The organism is Sphingosinicella xenopeptidilytica, assembly GCF_042676985.1.
GTDB lineage: Bacteria > Pseudomonadota > Alphaproteobacteria > Sphingomonadales > Sphingomonadaceae > Sphingosinicella > Sphingosinicella xenopeptidilytica.
Genome location: NZ_JBHTIK010000008.1, coordinates 202,706 through 219,850 on the forward strand (window position 1 = coordinate 202,706; position 17,145 = coordinate 219,850).

12 protein-coding genes are annotated in these 17,145 nt (G+C 62.6%); 2 read left to right on the plus strand and 10 right to left on the minus strand.

The annotated features are described in order from the left end of the window. Positions 1-86: 86 nt before the first annotated feature. Complete coding sequence (locus ACFQ00_RS13540; RefSeq protein WP_381491772.1) at positions 87-2,261, plus strand: TonB-dependent receptor; 2,175 nt, start codon at positions 87-89, stop codon at positions 2,259-2,261. Between the two features lie 11 nt (positions 2,262-2,272). Then, positions 2,273-3,571, plus strand: a complete 1,299-nt coding sequence (locus tag ACFQ00_RS13545; RefSeq protein ID WP_381491775.1) for an MFS transporter — start codon at positions 2,273-2,275, stop codon at positions 3,569-3,571. A 228-nt stretch (positions 3,572-3,799) separates the two neighbouring features. Here the strand turns inward: ACFQ00_RS13545 and ACFQ00_RS13550 are convergent, their stop codons facing one another. From ACFQ00_RS13550 to ACFQ00_RS13595, 10 genes are all read right to left on the minus strand, one after another. Further along, positions 3,800-4,216, minus strand: a complete 417-nt coding sequence (locus ACFQ00_RS13550) for a nuclear transport factor 2 family protein (protein WP_381491777.1) — start codon at positions 4,214-4,216, stop codon at positions 3,800-3,802. 17 nt (positions 4,217-4,233) lie between these two features. Further along, positions 4,234-6,486, minus strand: coding sequence for a TonB-dependent receptor (locus tag ACFQ00_RS13555; RefSeq protein ID WP_381491779.1), 2,253 nt, complete (start codon positions 6,484-6,486; stop codon positions 4,234-4,236). 180 nt (positions 6,487-6,666) lie between these two features. Further along, on the minus strand, positions 6,667-7,311 hold the full coding sequence (locus ACFQ00_RS13560; protein WP_381491782.1) for a response regulator: 645 nt from the start codon (positions 7,309-7,311) through the stop codon (positions 6,667-6,669). Then, positions 7,277-8,560 (minus strand): sensor histidine kinase, encoded by a 1,284-nt coding sequence (locus ACFQ00_RS13565; RefSeq protein WP_381491785.1) that lies wholly within the window; start codon positions 8,558-8,560, stop codon positions 7,277-7,279. The genes ACFQ00_RS13560 and ACFQ00_RS13565 overlap by 35 nt, the downstream gene beginning before the upstream one ends. Before the next feature lie 103 nt (positions 8,561-8,663). Further along, positions 8,664-9,422, minus strand: coding sequence for an SDR family NAD(P)-dependent oxidoreductase (locus ACFQ00_RS13570; protein ID WP_381491787.1), 759 nt, complete (start codon positions 9,420-9,422; stop codon positions 8,664-8,666). Positions 9,423-9,548: 126 nt separating this feature from the next. Further along, on the minus strand, positions 9,549-10,595 hold the full coding sequence (locus ACFQ00_RS13575; RefSeq protein ID WP_381491790.1) for an alpha/beta fold hydrolase: 1,047 nt from the start codon (positions 10,593-10,595) through the stop codon (positions 9,549-9,551). A 36-nt stretch (positions 10,596-10,631) separates the two neighbouring features. After that, positions 10,632-13,094 carry a 2Fe-2S iron-sulfur cluster-binding protein gene (locus ACFQ00_RS13580; protein WP_381491792.1) on the minus strand — a complete coding sequence of 821 codons (2,463 nt, stop codon included), beginning with the start codon at positions 13,092-13,094 and terminating at the stop codon, positions 10,632-10,634. 83 nt (positions 13,095-13,177) lie between these two features. Beyond that, positions 13,178-13,549 (minus strand): c-type cytochrome, encoded by a 372-nt coding sequence (locus tag ACFQ00_RS13585; protein WP_381491794.1) that lies wholly within the window; start codon positions 13,547-13,549, stop codon positions 13,178-13,180. A 17-nt stretch (positions 13,550-13,566) separates the two neighbouring features. Next, on the minus strand, positions 13,567-15,357 hold the full coding sequence (locus ACFQ00_RS13590; protein ID WP_381491796.1) for a hypothetical protein: 1,791 nt from the start codon (positions 15,355-15,357) through the stop codon (positions 13,567-13,569). Positions 15,358-15,363: 6 nt separating this feature from the next. Then, positions 15,364-17,103, minus strand: a complete 1,740-nt coding sequence (locus ACFQ00_RS13595) for a flavin-containing monooxygenase (RefSeq protein ID WP_381491799.1) — start codon at positions 17,101-17,103, stop codon at positions 15,364-15,366. Positions 17,104-17,145 lie beyond the last annotated feature (42 nt).

Genomic DNA, 17,145 nt, shown 5'->3' on the forward strand with positions numbered 1-17,145 from the left:
TTGTGCCCTACGCCCGATAGATCAAAAAAATCATGATCTCTCCCCGCCTGCAAAAAGGTGGGGAGACAGGGCTGAGGGGGATACCGATGGACACAGGGGTTCTAGCTGTAAACTTGCGGAATGTTCGTTGCAGCCTTCTGGTGGGCGCGTCCTTGCTTGTTGCCGATGCCTGCGGCCTGCCCTTTACGGGCAGTGCACTCGCGCAAACCGTTGAACCGTCCGATGAGATTGTCGTCACGGCGCGCCGTCGCGACGAGACCGTTCAGGACGTGCCGCTCTCCGTCTCTGCGTTCAGCGGCGCGCAGCTCGAGGGTCGGGGTGTGTCGACGCTCAAGGATCTTCAGCATGCCATTCCGGGCCTTCAATATTCCGACCGTGGCAATTTGCAGACGGAACTGACAATTCGCGGCGTCGGTGGCGATTCTCGCAACATCGGTATTGAGAGCGGCGTCGGTATGTATGTCGATGGCGTGTATGTCGCGCGCACATCGGGTTACAACGCCGACCTGACGGACCTAGAGCGGGTCGAAGTTCTGCGCGGTCCGCAGGGCACGCTGTTCGGCAAGAACACGATCGGCGGCGTCATCAACATTACCTCGCGCAAGCCCACTGACGAAACCGAAGGTCAGGTTTTCGCAAGTTACGGGAATTACAACGCGCTTCGCACGCAGGCATCGCTTTCGGGCCCGCTCTCCGATAATCTCTTTGCGAAGGTCACGGTCGCCACATGGGATCGTGACGGCTATATTCACAACGTGTACGATGGGCGGGATCTCAACGATGAAAATCGTCGTGGCGGACGTCTTCAGTTGCGTTGGCTTCCCACTGATCAGCTCGAAATAAACGTCAGCGCCGATGTCACCAGAGATCGCCGCCACGCAGTTCTGAATCAGATGAACTCTACCTCAGGCGCGGCGGCGCCCTATTACACGGGCGATCGCTTTGAAGCGAACACGGATCAGCGCAACGAGGACAGCCGCGACATGTGGGGCGTGAGCCTCACGGCAGACTATACACTGGCGAGTGGGCACGTTCTCACCTCGATTTCAGCGGTCAGAGACATCCAGATTCTGGTCTATAGCGATATCGATCAGACACCGCTCGATCTCTTCCACAGCGGCCCGTTCACGGACAATTCGCGTATGTTCAGCCAGGAACTGCGCCTTGTGTCGCCATCTGACGGCCCTTTGACCTATGTGGCGGGTCTCTATTATTTCCGGCAGGATTCCGATGGTATCCGCCGCGTCTACATCGGCGGATTGCTTGCCAACGGCGCCATCAACGATGCGGCGGTTCTGACGAACAGCTATGCGGGCTATCTGAATGCCGATTACAAACTTACCGACAAGCTGACACTGACCGCTGGCATTCGCTACACCCAGGAAAAGAAGTCTGGTGAATTCCTGCAGATCCGACCGAACCTCAACTATGATTTCCAGGATATGCGGCGCAAGGACAGCAACTGGTCCTGGGTCGGGAGTCTGCGCTATGAGTTTAACGACAATCTGACCAGCTATGTGAGTGTCTCGCGCGGCTACAAATCGGGAGGCTTCAACCTTGATACCATCGGCGCGCCCAATCTCATCGCATCGGACCTGACGTTCGGCCCCGAGGAGGTCACCAACTACGAACTCGGCATCAAGGGGCGTTCGAGCGACGACCTGGTGCGTTTCAACCTCGCGGTCTTCGATCTGGAATACCAGGATAAGCAGGTCTCCCAGTTCATTTCGACGGGGGCTACGACGATACCGTCCAATCAGGTGACGAATGCAGGCCGTGCCCGCATTCGGGGTTTCGAAGCAGACGCGACGCTGAAGCCCTTCACGGGTTTCACTCTCACGGCGACCGCCGCGTATCTCGATGCGAAGTACACGCGTTTTGACAGCGCCGCGTCGATCGGAGGCGTGCTGCTCTCCTATGCCGGCAATCGTATAGAGCGTACGCCGGATTGGACCGCTTCGGCGACCGCCGAATATCGCTATGCCATGGACCACGGCGATCTCGTGCTCTCCGGCACCGCGAGCTATACGGGCGATGTCCATCTCCAGGCCGACAATCTCGACCGGAATTTTGAAAATGGCTATCTGCTTTTCGATGCCCGTGTCGGCTATGAAATGGAAAACGGGTTTTCGCTCTCGCTCTGGGGCAAGAATCTCGGCAAGAAAGACTATCGCACTTTTGCGCGTGTCTTTGCGGGGCTTGATCAGGCTGTGTACGGGGAGCCGCGGACATACGGGATCGACTTGCGGTATCGGTTCTGACGGGCAGGAGCATGATGACGGAGCGGGTGGGGGAGAGGGCGAAAGGTCGCTGGACGGACTGGCTGGTTGTGGCGCTTTTGATGAGCGCGATGATCTTTTCGTTCGTCGACCGGTTCGCCTTGTCCCTGCTTGTCAATCCGATAAAGGATGATCTGGGCGTTTCGGATGCCCAACTCGGCCTTCTCCATGGTGTCGCCTTCGGCCTGTTTTACGCGGGCATGGGTTTGCCGCTCGGCTGGCTTGCGGATCGCTGGTCGCGCAAGGGCACGATCATGGTCGGGGTTGGTGTCTGGAGTGCCGCAACCGCGGCCTGCGGTCTTGCCGGGAACTACACGCAGCTCCTCCTCGCCAGGATACTGGTCGGCGCGGGGGAGGCGGGTTTGGCACCGGCGAGCTACGGGATCGTCCACGATCGTTTCCCAAAGCGTTCGCTGGGCCGCGCGATGAGCCTCTTCCAGCTCGGCAGCATGGTCGGCGCCGGAGTAGCGATGTATCTTGCAGGCAAGGTTTATGGTTTCTTCTCTGCGTCGGGCGATGCGGGTTGGCACTGGCTCCTTGACCTTGCTCCATGGCAGAAGACGTTCATCGTTCTTGCCCTGCCGGGTCTTCTGTTCGTGCCCTTGATCGCGATGATTCGTGAAGTCCGGCCAGAGGCAAATGTACTTGGCGGGGCTGCTGGAAATTTGTCGCTGGTGACCGCACTGCGCGAAAAGCCGATGCTCTACGCAAGTCTTTTCCTGGGCATGTCCGGGGTCATCGCATCATCTTATGCCTTGCTGGCCTGGATGCCGGCTGTCCTGGGCCGCGAATACGGTATGTCGCCTGAAGTGGTGGGCACCACTTACGGTCTCGTTGTTCTTATCGCCAGCCCTGCCGGATTGCTTATGGGGGGATGGGCGGCCGATTATCTTCAGACGCGCGGTTCACCCTCACCGCACGCGCGGATCGCAATCTTTACGGCAGCCGTCGCGCTTCCCCTAACATTCGCGATGGGATTTGTATCTACTGCCACCGGATTGCTTGCAACCGCAGCGGCACTCCATCTCGTGCTGGCCCTGCCGATCGGCGTGATTCCGGCACTTATCCAAACGATTTCTCCGGCGGCGGTTCGCGGCCAGCTTTCCGCGCTTTATGTCTTGGTGGTCAATTTGATCGGCCTTGGCCTGTCGCCGACGCTGGTCGGGGCTCTCTCCTCGGCCAGCGCAGGGGATGCAGCGGGTCTTCGCCACGCTCTTGTTCTTGTCTCCGTCATCCTGCTCCTTCTCGGTTTACCGCTGATCGTGAAAGTCGAGAGATTGCTTCGGCAGTAGCTTTGTGGCCAAAGCCTTGCCCCACGATTTGGGCAAGCGACGAAGCTGCAACGTGTTCTCCCAGGCACGTCCGGGCGCTATGTCATCGAACGCGCTATCGCGCGCGGACTTTACGCCAAAGCGCTCAAACCAGGTATGGATTACCAAACGCCTCGTATCTTAGCCCTGTCCAGAAGGTACTGATCTGCTCGGGGAGAGCCTTGCAAAGGTCGGAAAATCGAAAGCCAGTCAGGCCGGTACCGTCTCAGGCTGAATTGATGCCGCCGCGGGCCACTGCGAAAAATCGAGATAGTTGCGGTCGGTGGCGATCTTCCCGTCCCGGAACGTCAGGATGGTGCAGAAGGGGAGCGACCAGTTCGCTCCCTTGTCCGGATCGAAGAGGAGCGATTCGACCACGACATGGTTTTCGAAGGGATAGGTCGCCTGAATCCGGATGTACCGACGTGGCGCGGCGCGCAGGACGGCCTGTTCGAATTCTTTGAACGGTTCCGGGTCGGAGATCTCGCCGCTGCCCATCACGCCCATCGTCGCATCGGGATGGTAGAGTTCCGAGATCATCCGCGCGACATCGGTATTGTAAAGCTCGGCCCACCTGTGAACGGCCGCGACATTGCGCGCGTGGGTGTCGCTGTCCTGATTTCCCATGACGGTCTCCGATCCTGTCAGAAGTTGACGCTGGCCTGAACACCGTAGGTGCGGGGCGCCGCCATCACGCCGAAGATCGGCGCGTCCACGATATCGGCGATGTAGGTCGCGTTCGACATCACCTTTTCGTTCGAGATGTTGTCGATGAAGGCGGCGAGCCGCCAGCGATCGCCGGGCGCCACGTAGGTGAGACGCGCCTTCGACCAGCCGTAAGCCTTCTGGGAGAGGTCGTGGACCTGGAAGGCGCTGAAATAGACGCGCTTCTGCCAGGCGTAGTCGCCGCGCAGGACGAGGCGGCCGTGATCTCCCATGTCGAGCTCGTACTGGGCGCCGACCGCGAGCTTCAGCTTGGGGGCGCGCGGCAGCTGGAAGCCGTCCAGATTCCGTTCGCCCGGCCCGGTGCATCCGGGCTGCGGCGCGGGGAGAGGGTTCTTGGGGTCCGCGAGGCAGGTGTCCTGAAACTTGCTGTCGAGATAGGTGAATCCGAAATCGACCTGCAGCCCGGGCGCCGGCAATGCCACGCTTTCGAACTCGAAGCCCTTCACGACCGCGCTCGCGGCGTTCCGGATGACGATGTTCTGCCCCTCAACGTCCTGAATCTGGAGATCGGTGTAGTCGTAGTAGAAGGCCGCCATGTTGAGGCGGAGATGGCGATCGAGAAGGTCGGCCTTGGCGCCGATCTCGTAGGCCCAGATCTTTTCCGGATCGAACGGCGTGTTCTGGTAGCTGCCGACGTTGAAGCCGCCGCTCTTGAAGCCGCGCGAGGCCGACGCGTACAGGAAGATGCCTTCCGCCGGGATGAAATTCACGCCAACCTTGGGCGTGAAGCTCTTGAACGTCTTGGGGTCGAACGCGGCGATGTTATCGAAGAACGGGTTGAGGACGTTGACGAACTCGACAGCGTTTCCGCCGCTGCGCTTCTCGCTGCTGTAGCGGCCGCCGACCACGAGGTTCAGCGCATCGGTGGCGTCGTAGTTGATTTCGCCGAACGCCGCGTAAGCCTTTGTCTTGGCCGTGCCGTTGAGCTTGAGGAGGCAGCAATCCGGGACCGGCGGGAGCCCGAGCATGCCGTCCACGAACGGGAAATCATATTCGTTGCGGACGTTATTCTTCTCCTGAAAATAATAGAGCCCGAAAATCCATTCCAGATCCCGGTTGCCGGGAGAGCTGAACTGGAATTCGTGACTCCACTGGTCATGATCCTCGACGCGCAGCTGCGTGGTGGCGTGGACCGACGTGATGTCGAGATCGTTGAAGCTGTAGGGCCGGGTGCGGCGGTATGCGGTGAGCGACCTGACCGTCATGAAATCGAGGTCCAGCGTCACCTTGGCCGACAGGCCCCAGATTTCCGGCTTGTTGATGTTCTCGACATCCGATTCGATGTCCCGGCTATAGGGCAGGGGGCGGGTGCCGCCGTGCTCGGCGATATAGGCGCGAAGGTAGGGGTTGTTCGCCGCTCCGGGGCCCTTGTAGAGCCAGAGCGTGGCGGCATCGTCGGCCCTGTAATAGTCACCGCTGAGCAGGATCTCGAGACGTTCGGAGGGCTGGATGCCAACGCTCAGCCGGGCCGCGATATCGTGCTTGTCCTCGATGCGGTCATGGGTTCCACCGGGGCGCGTGACACGCGTGTAGCCGTCGCGGTCTTCCATCTGCACGGCTGCGCGGAAGGTGAGCGCATCGCCGGCGAGCGGGCCGCCGCCGGCGACGAAAAGACTGTAGCGATCGTAGTTTCCAACGATCAGCGAGGCCTCGCCGCCCCATTCGGAATTGGGGCCCCTGGGGATGATGTTGACGGATCCGCCGGTCGCGTTCCGGCCGTAAAGCGTGCCCTGCGGGCCGCGCACGACCTCGACGCGTTCGGCGTCGAGGAAACCCGGGACCGCGGCGGAGGAACGTGAGAGATACACGCCGTTCAGGTGAAGCGCGGTCGAACTGTCAGTGCCGCCGATGAGGCCGGAATAGCCGATGCCGCGGATATAGATCTGGGCCTCGCCCTGATAGATCGAGACGTCCATGCTGGGCGTGAGCTTGCCGAGCGCTTCGACGTCTCCGATCGAACGGTCCTCCAGCGCCGAACTCGACAGGGACGCGGCGGAGACGGCGGTGGTCTGGAGATTGGTTTCGCGCCTTTGCGCCGTGACGATGATTTCCTGGATGCCCGTGTCGTCAACGGGACGGTCGGTTTGGGCAAATGCCGATGCCGGGAGGGCGCAGGCTGCGATCAGCGTTCCGGCACTCGCACCCGACAACATCCAAAATCTGTTCGACATTCCGATCCTCCCATAGCGCCCATTTTTTCGGGTGGTCGGCATTCAATCGGTCGATCCCGATCTTTCGGCGCGCCCTTTTCGGGTCTGGCCGTGCTCCCCCCAAGCACAAGGAAGAGTAGAGTGCGCGGGGGTGGTCCGCGATACCGCTTTCCGGTGAGGTCCGCGGCGCAGATGGGGGGTCTACTCGATGATGCTCTGGCGAAGCGCGATCGCTACGGCATGCGCACGGTCCGAAGCCCCGAGCTTCTCATAGAGGTTCTTTATGTGAGACTTCACGGTTTCCTCGCTGAGGGCTAGGCGATTGGCGATCTCCTTGTTGGACAGGCCGTCGGCAAGGCATTCCAGCATCTGCATTTCCCTGAGCGTCAGGGTCTTGCGGCTGTCGAGGCTGCGCGCATCATGCGCGAACCGCTTGAGAAGGGGCATGGTCACCTCCGCCTGAAGATATCCGCCGCCTTTCGCGACGGCCCGGATCGCACGCACCAGCTCGTCGCGCGTCGCGGTCTTCAGCAGATAGGCGCTCGCGCCGGCATTGATGGTTTCCCACACGTAGGCGGGATTGTCGTACATGGAGAAAACGACGATCTTCGATTCCGGACTGTTCTCAAGAATTTTCGAGATCGCCGCAAGGCCGCTGAGGCCGGGCATGCGAAGGTCCAGCAGCACGACCCTTGGTTTCAGGGTGCCGACTTCCGCGATACCGCCTTCCGCATCGGCGCTCTGCCCGACGACGACGATGGAATCGATGCTTTCGAGCATCGTGGCGACGGCCTCGCGAACGGCATTATGGTCATCGATAAGATAAACCTTGATCGGTGCAGCCATGATCATCCCCATATCTTATGATTATCCGCGTGCCCGCGTTCCGCGTGCTTTCGATCTTCAATTCCCCGCCGCTGGCCTCGGCGCGCTCCCGCATCATCATCAGGCCGAAATGCCTCGCCGGAACGGATTGCGGATCGAAGCCGCAGCCGTTGTCGAAAATGATGAGGCTCGTGCCCTGCTGTTCGCGCTTCAGGCGAATGTCGAGGCGCGAGGCTCCGGAATGCTTGCGCGCATTCAAAATGGCTTCCTGTATCAGCCGGAACAGCATCGCGTCCTGACGCGAACGCCAGCTGGCGAGGTCCGGATCAAGATCGAGCGCGATCTCGAACGGAATGATCGCCCGGATCGATGACACATACTCGACGACCGCCTCGCAAAGACCAAGTTCATCAAGGACGTTTGGCCGCAACTCGTTCATGAACGCGCGCATGTCGGACGTGCACGACGACAATTCCCGCCGCAGCCCGACGAGCTGGGTCCGCACGGTTTCGGGAATATCCGTAGCAACGCAGGCGTCGAGGCCGTGACCCAGCGAGAAGAGGCGTTCTCCCATGCGGTCGTGCAAATCCTCGGAAAGCGTGCGGCGCTCTTCCTCTTGCGCGTTCATGAGGCGGCGGAGCAGCGACAGCGAGCGGTCGCGTTCCCGTCCGAGATCGCGCGCCCGGTTGATCGCCATATGGAGATTGGCCGCGGCCCAGTTCGAGAGCATCGCGCCAAGCGCGAATGCAACGCCCATGTAGAGCAGGACATAGGGTGCCGTTGAAACCGGATGGCCCTGCGCAAGATCGCTGGCGACAAGCGAAAGGAAGAGAAACAGGTTGAGGAGAAGGATGTTGACGGATGCCCGGGCTCCGAAACGGAATGCCGCGGCGACGATCGTCAGGTAGAAAAGCGGAATGAAGGGAGAGGCGCTGCCGCCAACGGTGAGAGCCATCGTGAAGGCCAGGATCGAGTCCGCGGCGGCGGTGATCCGGGTTAGGCGGGCGGTATTACCGGCACGGTGAAGATACCAGTGAAAGCCTTCCATATACAGAAAGCCGGACAACAGCAGGGCCGTGCCCGCGATATGCAACCGGTTTTCCGCATACAGCGCCAGGCCCCAGGCAAGCAGCGTCAGCCGCCGGATCCAGATCAGCTCGCGTTCAACCTTGAACAGGCGAAGGCGCCCGTCATGATCTTCGGTCAATGTTTCAAACCGGCCCAGGACCTGTTCGACCTTCTTTCCAATCCAGACGCCCAGTGAACCCATGCGGCTTTTCCTGCTCCCCTCGCATGAGGAGAGCATATCATAGTTCCGCATTGTAGCCCCTTGCGTGCGTCTGCTTCGCCTGAGGCAATCGTCAGGGCGCGATCTACTGCGCCGTGTAGCCGCCATCCACGGCCAGTGCGTGGCCGGTGACGAAGCTGGCCTCGTCCGATGCCAGCCACAGCGCGGCCCGCGCGATCTCGTCGACCTGCCCAAGGCGCTTCATCGGCTTCTTGGCCATGAGCGTCTCGCCGAGGCCGGGTGCGTGGCTGATCAAGCGATCGAGTAGTGGCGTCTGGACCATGCCGGGGCAGAGCGCATTCACGCGGACCCCGTTTGCCGCAACGGAAATGGCGGCCGAGCGCACGAGGCCGACGATCGCATGTTTGCTGGCGACGTAGATCGGCAGCCCCTCCGCGCCCACGAGACCGGCCACCGAGGCCGTCGCCACGACCGATCCGCGGCCGCGCGCAACCATGCGCGGAAGTATGGCCTTCAGGGTCCGCCAGACGCCCATGAAGTTGATGTTCATGACGCTCTCGACCTCATCGGCCTCGTATTCCCAGAGCTGGCCGATACGGCCTTCGATGCCTGCGTTGGCGAAGACGATATCCGGCTCCGAAAAGCGCGCAGCAGCAGATTCGACGAGGGCGTCGATCTCGTCCTGACTGCGCACGTCGCAGCGCTGCGCATGGACGGGCACGCCCTGCGCACGCAGCGCGGCGGCGAGATCATCCTGCTCCTGTTCCGCGATATCGCCGAGAACGAGGCGCGCGCCCGCACCGCCGCATGCAAGCGCGATCGCCCGCCCGATTCCCGTTGCCGCGCCGGTGATCAGCACCGTTTTGCCGTCGAGTGAAGCCACGAATCTTCCTTTTTCGATCGAGTGTGTCGTTCGAGGGGAACCTGCCGTCCGGATGGACAAGCTAGCCTGCTGCAGGTGATGCCCGCGATAACGCGTCCGGGGGAAAGCGTCCGCGCAATCGAGGGATCAGGCTCCGGGGCGCAGGCGGCGGAGGAAATCGACGACGACCGCGTTGGTCTCCTCGGCCTTTTCCTGCTGTATCCAGTGTCCGGCACCCCTCAGCACGGTGCTGCCCATCCAGTTCGGCATGTGCTCGGACGCCCGGTCTATCGCCTCCGCGCCCCACCACGTGGCGACGTCGAATTCGCCGCCGAGGAACATCGCCGGAGACGTGAGTGGACGGCCGGCAAGCGGCGCCAGATCGTGCCAGTTGTTCTCAAGATTGTGGTAGAAGCTGAGCGGTCCCGAAACGCCGCTGCCGTGCAGCGCGTCGACAAAGACCTTGAGATCATCTTCCGTGAACCAGTGTGGCATCGCGGTGGGTACCGCGAAGCGGTCGCGCAGGCGGGCGCCGCGCGGCAGGCACAGGGCGCCGCCGCGGATCAGTTCGATCGGGTCGGCGCCTTCGAGGGAGAAGCCGGCCGCGATCATGGCGTCACCGGAAACGCTCCACGTGAGATCCCGGACCCAGCCGGACACATCGGCCTCAATCTCGTCTATGATGTCCGAAAGCCCGCTGAAATACACCTGATAGAAATCGAGATCGGGGCCCGAGATACGGCTGTGGATTTCGTGCGGCGGCAGTTCGCCGAACGGGTTGCCCGGCAGCGCGATCTGGCCCCGGCCGGAAAACGGCACGCTCATGCCGAGCACGCCCGTGAAAATCTCCGGGTGCTGCCACGCCGCCGTCCAGACGACCGGCGCGCCCCAGTCGTGGCCGATGAGAATCGCGGTCTTTTCGCCGAGCGCGCGGACCAGCCCGACGAGGTCCGCGACCAGAAAGCGCAGGCGATAGCAATCCGTCTGCCAGAATTTGGAGGACAGGCCGTAGCCGCGCTGGTCGATCGCGACGACACGGTAGCCCTGTTCGGCGATCGCGGGGATCTGATAGCGCCACGAATACCAGAGTTCCGGAAAGCCGTGGACCAGAATGACGAGCGGGCCTTCTCCCATTTCCACGGTATGAAGGCGAACGCCTCCGACATCGGCAAAGCCGTGTTTCCACGTATCCATTCTTTTCCTCCCCATGCAGCCGGACAGGCAGCCGTGTCAGGCGACGGGCGCCTTGCCGAAATTCCGTTCGATAAGAGTTTTGCGGAACGTGAGTTTCGTGAAGAGCCACTTTCCGATCGCCCTTGCTGCTACCGCCGGGCGCATGAGAACGCCCGGCGGCGACACGAAGTGGGTGACGGACAGATACAGGCGATAGATATCCGGTGCGTCGTGCATAAGTTCCATGATGCGGTCGATGTACCAGTTCTGCAGCCTTGCGAAGCGCGGGCGCTTTTTCTCAACGTCCTTGATCCACGGGAAGCGCAGGTTCTGTTCCCGGATCACGGCCCAGACCAGATCTTCGAGGCCGGACACGTCCCGATAATAGGCCCTTACCGCTTCGGGATCGCGCAGATCGGAGACGCGAAGCGCATCGCGGAGCTTGCCGATTTCGAGCAATGCCTTGGTCATGCCCGCACCGGAAATCGGATCGGCGCTGGACAGGGAATCGCCGACCGCGACCAGCCCGCCGGGCACGTGGCGGAGCGCTTCGTAGCGGTATCGCTGCATTGTCGGATAGCGGAAATTATAGACCGGCGAGCACGCTTCGTAGTGATCGAGTTCCTCCCCCATGACCGGGGTCGGCATACGGTCGGCGAAAGCCCTGAATTCCTGCGCGTTGCGGGGCGGATCATAGCAATCGTAGCCGACGAGCGTGGTCGCCATGACAGTTCTGCTGCTGTCGGTGTAATACTGGCATCCATAGTATTTCTGGTGCGGGCGATAGCAGTAGCTGAGAACCATCACCTTGTCGTTCCAGACGCGCTCGGCGGGAACGCGGTGATACATCGTGGAATAGAAGCAGCTGATGTGGTCTTCCTCGAGCGTAGGCACCGGAAAGCCGTGTCTTGAAAGTATCTCCGGGACCGGCGTGTTCTTGCCGGCCGCGTCGATGACGAGTTCCGCAGCCACGACCTCGCCGGATTCCGTGACCGCGCCGAGCACGTTTCCGGAATCGGGGTCGAACACCAGATCGCGGACGGTCTGCTCGTAGCGGTAGTCGACTGCGGGCTCGTCATCGAGCCGCCGCCGCAGGCACCATTCGAGCAGGGGGCGGCCGGCGCAGACGATATCGATGCCGCTCTTGACGACCTTCTTCCACGAGCCCGCAAGCAGGATGCGGTATTGCTCGCCCATGTCGACGCGGAATGCGCCTGCCGTGACCATGTCGTCGATGATGCCCGGGAAGACGGCTTCGGCTTCCCGCTGGCCGGCGATCAGCAGATGGTGCAGATGCCAGCCCTGCGCCGCGCCGGGGCGCCCTTCGCTTCGCCGGTGCGTCTGGTCCTTTTCGAGGACGATCACCTTTTCATAATGTTCCGAAAGCGCCTTCGCCGTGACGATTCCCGCAATCGAGCCGCCGATGACGACAGCGGTTCCCCGGCCTGCCGCTCGCATCGCGTCCGGGCCGGGGAGGGCAACCGGCGTTTTCGCGTCGTTGGCGCCTTGCCTGCGGGCGCTGGGCAGGAACGTCTCGAAATAGAGATTCGTCGCGGTGAGCTTGTGCCTCTCAACCCAGTCGCGCGCGGCCGCCACCATGGGTGCGGGGCCGCACAGATAGATGTCGGCATTGCCGTCGTTGAAATCGCTTGCATCGAACAGGTCCGTCACGAACCCGGTCGCACCGGTCCAGCCGGGCGAGGCTGCCGAGACGATGCCTTTCCAGCGGAAATGCGGAACCGCCGCCGCAAGCCGTTCGAGCCGGTCCGTCAGCACGAGGTTGGGGGCCTCATTGACGCCGTAATACAGCGTGACCGGTACGGAGGCCCGATCGGCGACGAGCCGCTCGGCCATCGCCAGCACGGCGGAAAGGCCGGTGCCGCCCGCCACCAGCACGATCGGCCGCTTCACGTCGCGCAGCCAGAAACTGCCTTTGGGGCCGCGCATCTCGATGAGATCGCCGGAGCGAGCGCTTTCCAGATAGGCGGACATCACGCCGCCCGGCTGCAGGCGGATCAGGAACACGGCTTCATCGCCCGCGAAATCCGCGTCGGTGAAGGAGTAGCTGCGCCATTCCGATGTTCCGGGAACCTTGAACTGGGCGAATTGTCCCGGCCGCGCTGCGAACGCGCTGTCGAACCCGGACATATCGAGGGTGAGCAATACGACGTTTTCGGACAACCTGCGAACCGCGGCCACTGTGCATGTGCCGGAGAGGACGCGCGCGGCATTGTCCGCCAGAGGATAGTCGAACGCGATGACACAGTCGGATGCGGCACGGGTCTGGCACGCGAGGATATGGCCCATGTCCTTCTCGGGCTGGCTGAGCCCGATCGAATGGCCCTGCTCATAGCGACCCGACAGACACTTTCCCACACACGTGCCGCACACACCGGCCTCGCAGGCATGCACGATCGGAACACCGGCATCTTCCGCGGCATCGAGAATCGTCTGCGCCGGTCCAACCGCCAGCGTGCGACTTGCGCCGTCGGAATAGCGAACTTCAACCGTGTACGTCATCAGGGGGCTCCGGAGGGACCATGCCCATGCACTTGGAGCCAACCGATGCAGGTTTCCATCACGCGAAATGGTGGCGAGAGAGGCTATTTGGGGCGATCGTCCCCGGAGGCGCCGGACTCGCGCTGTGCCAGTATCCAGATCGCGATCCGGCGCGCCTGCTCGTCGGACATGCGCGGGTAGGCGACCATCGGCACCTGCCCCCACGTCCCCGCGCCGCCGCGCTGGATCTTGAGCCTCAGGCGCTCGACCGCGACGGCATCCGCGCCCTCATAGACGGCGGCGACATCGCGGAAGGCGGGGCCGATACGGGTTTCTTCGATATCATGGCAGCCGTTGCAGCCGAGATCGTTGAACACGATCCGCGCCTCGTCCCGCGTCCAGAGCGTGCCCTCCTCGGCCGGGTTTCCGGCGGCGGCCGCACCGGCGAAAAGGATGGCGGGGAACAGGAAATGCATCGATCGCTCCTTTCCGATCAGTCGCCGACGTCGATGAGAAGACCCATCGAGGGACCGGACCCGGCCGGATAATTGCCGTAGGTGGCGACGAGCTGCCCGGTGTGCGGATGCACGGCGATCTGGCGCAGGAAGGCCATCCTGCGCGGCAGCGGATAGACGGTCACGTCGCCGCTGCCCGGGTCGAGCCGGTAGATGGAGTCGCTGTTGGCCGTTGCGACCCACACGGCCTTGCGCTTTTCATCCCATGTGACGGCATAGGGCGCGCTGGCACGGTCCGGCAGATCGTAGGTCTGAAGCACGCGGCCCGCGCGCATGTCGATGCTTGCCACCTGGCCGGTGCCGAACAGGGCGACCCACAGGCGCCCCGCGTTGTCCCGCATCATCCGGCGCGGGCCCGTGCCTTCCGCGAACTCGACCAGCTTCGTGACTTTGTTCGTCAGCGTATCGAAGCAGCCGACATGGCCGTTGACTTGCGAATACCATGCGTAGCGGCCATCTTCCGACAGGACGGTCGAATAGATCAGGTGATTGATCGCGCTGAGGCCGCTGATCGTGTTCGTGTCATAGAACGAGACCTCGCCGGAATCCGGGTGCAGTGACCCCATCTGGTTCGTGCCGACGAGCGTGATCCAGATACGCCCCGCCTGATCGCGCGCCAGATGCCCGCGCGAGTCGATCGACATGTCGTGAACGATCGCGGCGCCGGCGAGCGACGGGTCCGTCGGCAGGTTGCCCGGCCGCAGGGTCCACAGCTTCCAGCGTTCTGTCTTCGGATCGAAGCGGCCGAACTGGTCGTTGTCCACCATCGAGACCCAGAGATGGCCGGCATCGTCCGGCACGATCGTGTGCGGTCCGGTCGATCCCTTGAAATCGACGGGATACCATTTGGTCATGCCGGTTTTCGGGTCCAGCCTCGCCAGCAGGTTGCGCCTGACGTCCGCACCCCACAAGAACGGGTCCTTGGGCGACGGCACGAGCTCGCGCACGAGCGCGTCGCTCGGGAACGGATATTCCCTGATGGTGGTCCTGGCCGTCACGCCGAGCGGCGCGCCGAGAGAATAGTCATCGACCGAAAGCTGGTCCATCGCCCCGTGAAAATTCCCGGCGAGATACTGCGCGATGGTTTCACCCTGGTTTTCGGTGAAGAAATTCAGATTGGCGTCGATCGCGGTGGGCCAGTCGATGGCGTTGAGGTTCATCGCGCTTTCGATGGGAAGCACAGAGTAGTGCTGGGTCCGCATGTATTTGACGATGGTGCGCCATGCCTCGTGGCGCACCACCTTCCGCCACTCCTCGAGCGCGCGGCGGTCTCCGTCCGGGCCCCCGCGGACGGCGTCGATCTTCGCCGCATAGTCGCGCATCTTCGGGCTGCCGGTCTGGTGGCAGCTCGAGCAACTGGCGATGGTGACGTTCCGCGCGTTGCTAGCGGGGGCGCGGGCAAACCATGCCGATGCCGGGGCCTGAAAGGCTATGTTGGCGGTCGGTTCGAGGAACAGCGTCGTTTCCCCGCCCGTCTGCGCGTCGGGTGCGCTCTTGACCTGCCGGAAGCCGAGCTTATCCGCCGCGAGTCCGGTGTCGGGAGCGGTTTTCGCATCCTCGAACGTGAAGCGCCCCTCATCGTCGGTGAACACGGTTATGGCGGCGGGCCCCGCCGTGCCGGAAGGCATGGAGAGCGTCACCATCGCCTGCGGAACCGGCTGCCCGTCGTGCAGGCCGATCACGCGCCCGACGAACCTTGCCGAAGCCGGCGCGCTGAGACCGATGAAGGCTGCGCCGAGCAGCAGCCACGCTACAGAGTCTTTTCCCATGGTCTTTCATCCACGACGTGAAGTGCTGACGGATAGGCCGCGCCCAGCGCCCGGGCTATCGCCTGTTCGGGGATCGCGATCCCTGCTTTTCGGGGATGGGAGGAACGCGAAATCGGAGAGGTCCGGCCCGCCCAGCATCCGTTCCCGGAATTCCTGCGGTGTCCGGGTCCAGATCGTGACCGTGCCGTTCGCGTCAAGATACCAGCTCTTGCAGCCTGAGAGCCAGATCGTGTCCCGCGCGTGGCTCTGCATTTCGGCGATGAACCGCTGTTGGGCCTCGGCGCGCGGCACGACGGTATCGGCGCCGCTGTCCTCCAGCGCGTTGATCAGACGCATGATGTAGGCGGTCTGCAATTCGGTGCAGCTCATCGTCGAGAGATTCCCGACCGTCGAATAAGGCCCGCCCAGCACGAACAAATTGGGAAAGCCGCTGACGGCGACGGATTCGAAGCTCGCCGCGCCATCTTTCCAGCTGTTTTCCAGGGATGGGCCGCCCGCAACGGAGATGTTCAGCGGCTGACAGAACGCGTGGGTCTGGAAGCCGGTCGCGAACACGAGCACATCGAGTTCGTGCAGCGTGCCGTCCGCCGTCACGATGCCCTCGGGCACGACCTTGCCGACAGCCTCCGCCACCAGATGAACGGATGGATTCTGCAGGTCGCGATAATAGGTGCTCGAAAAGACGAGGCGCTTGCACATGATGGGATAATCGGGCGTCAGCTTGCGGCGCAGTTCCTCGTCCTCGATCGCTTCGAGGTTGGCGGCGCAGGCGGCACGGAAGATATCCTGCGCGTCCCGGTTGCCGACGACCGCCGTGCCGAACTCGCCATTGTACCAAGCGGCGAAAAATTCAAACAAACGGCCTGTGAGTTCCGGGTAACGCGACAGCATTTGCTTGCGCTGTTCGGAATAGTGCTCGTTCGGATAGGGAAAGACCCATTGCGGCGTGCGCTGGAACACCGACACGCTTTCGGCCTTGCCCGCAAGCGCGGAGACGATCTGCACGGCGCTCGAACCGGTGCCGACGACGCCGATCTTCAATCCCCTGGGATCGAGACCGGGATCCCACTGCGTGCTGTGCACGGCCTTGCCGCGAAACGTGCCGAGGCCCGCCATGTCCGGAAGGGAGGGGACGTGTAGGAAGCCGACCGCCGAAATGAGGATGTCCGCATCCAGCGCGCGGCCTCCGGTGAGGCGGATACGCCACCGGTCCTGCTCATAGGTGCAGGAGCTGACCTCGGAATCGAAGCGGATCAATGGCGTGATGCCGTAGGCGTCCGCGACATTCTGAAGATAGGCCCGGATTTCTTCACCGGGCGCGAACATCTGCGACCATGCGGGGTTCAGATGGAAGCTGAAGCAGTAATAATAGGACGACACGTCGCAGGCGACGCCGGGATACCGGTTGTGATGCCACGTGCCGCCGGGCCCCTGCGCCTTTTCAAGAATGGTGATGTCGGTGAACCCGGCCTGCCGCAGGCGCACGGCCATGCAGATGCCGCCGACACCCGCGCCGACGATCACGATCGCGGGCTGCTTGCGCCGGGGATCGTGCGCCCTGAATTCGGCCGGAATCAGGGGAGGGGCAGGGGCGCGGGTCTCTTCAACGGGCAATTCGAGCAGCTGGCGTTCGATGTCCGCCTGCAACGCGGCAAGCTCCTGCGCCCGTTCTTGTGGACCGGAGCGCAACCGTTCCATCTCCGCCGACATCCAGAGATCGGTCAGATGTTTCGCCTCGGTAGCCATGTGCGATCCCCTGTCGTCAAGCTGTGCGGCCCGGCCATCGTT

Bases quoted from the DNA above. Each gene is read 5' to 3' on its own strand.
- ACFQ00_RS13540 (WP_381491772.1), top strand. From the start codon at position 87: ATGGACACAGGGGTTCTAGCTGTAAACTTGCGGAATGTTCGTTGCAGC.
- ACFQ00_RS13545 (WP_381491775.1), top strand. From the start codon at position 2,273: ATGATGACGGAGCGGGTGGGGGAGAGGGCGAAAGGTCGCTGGACGGAC.
- ACFQ00_RS13550 (WP_381491777.1), bottom strand. From the start codon at position 4,216: ATGGGAAATCAGGACAGCGACACCCACGCGCGCAATGTCGCGGCCGTT.
- ACFQ00_RS13555 (WP_381491779.1), bottom strand. From the start codon at position 6,486: ATGTCGAACAGATTTTGGATGTTGTCGGGTGCGAGTGCCGGAACGCTG.
- ACFQ00_RS13560 (WP_381491782.1), bottom strand. From the start codon at position 7,311: ATGGCTGCACCGATCAAGGTTTATCTTATCGATGACCATAATGCCGTT.
- ACFQ00_RS13565 (WP_381491785.1), bottom strand. From the start codon at position 8,560: ATGGGTTCACTGGGCGTCTGGATTGGAAAGAAGGTCGAACAGGTCCTG.
- ACFQ00_RS13575 (WP_381491790.1), bottom strand. From the start codon at position 10,595: ATGGATACGTGGAAACACGGCTTTGCCGATGTCGGAGGCGTTCGCCTT.
- ACFQ00_RS13580 (WP_381491792.1), bottom strand. From the start codon at position 13,094: ATGACGTACACGGTTGAAGTTCGCTATTCCGACGGCGCAAGTCGCACG.
- ACFQ00_RS13585 (WP_381491794.1), bottom strand. From the start codon at position 13,549: ATGCATTTCCTGTTCCCCGCCATCCTTTTCGCCGGTGCGGCCGCCGCC.
- ACFQ00_RS13590 (WP_381491796.1), bottom strand. From the start codon at position 15,357: ATGGGAAAAGACTCTGTAGCGTGGCTGCTGCTCGGCGCAGCCTTCATC.
- ACFQ00_RS13595 (WP_381491799.1), bottom strand. From the start codon at position 17,103: ATGGCTACCGAGGCGAAACATCTGACCGATCTCTGGATGTCGGCGGAG.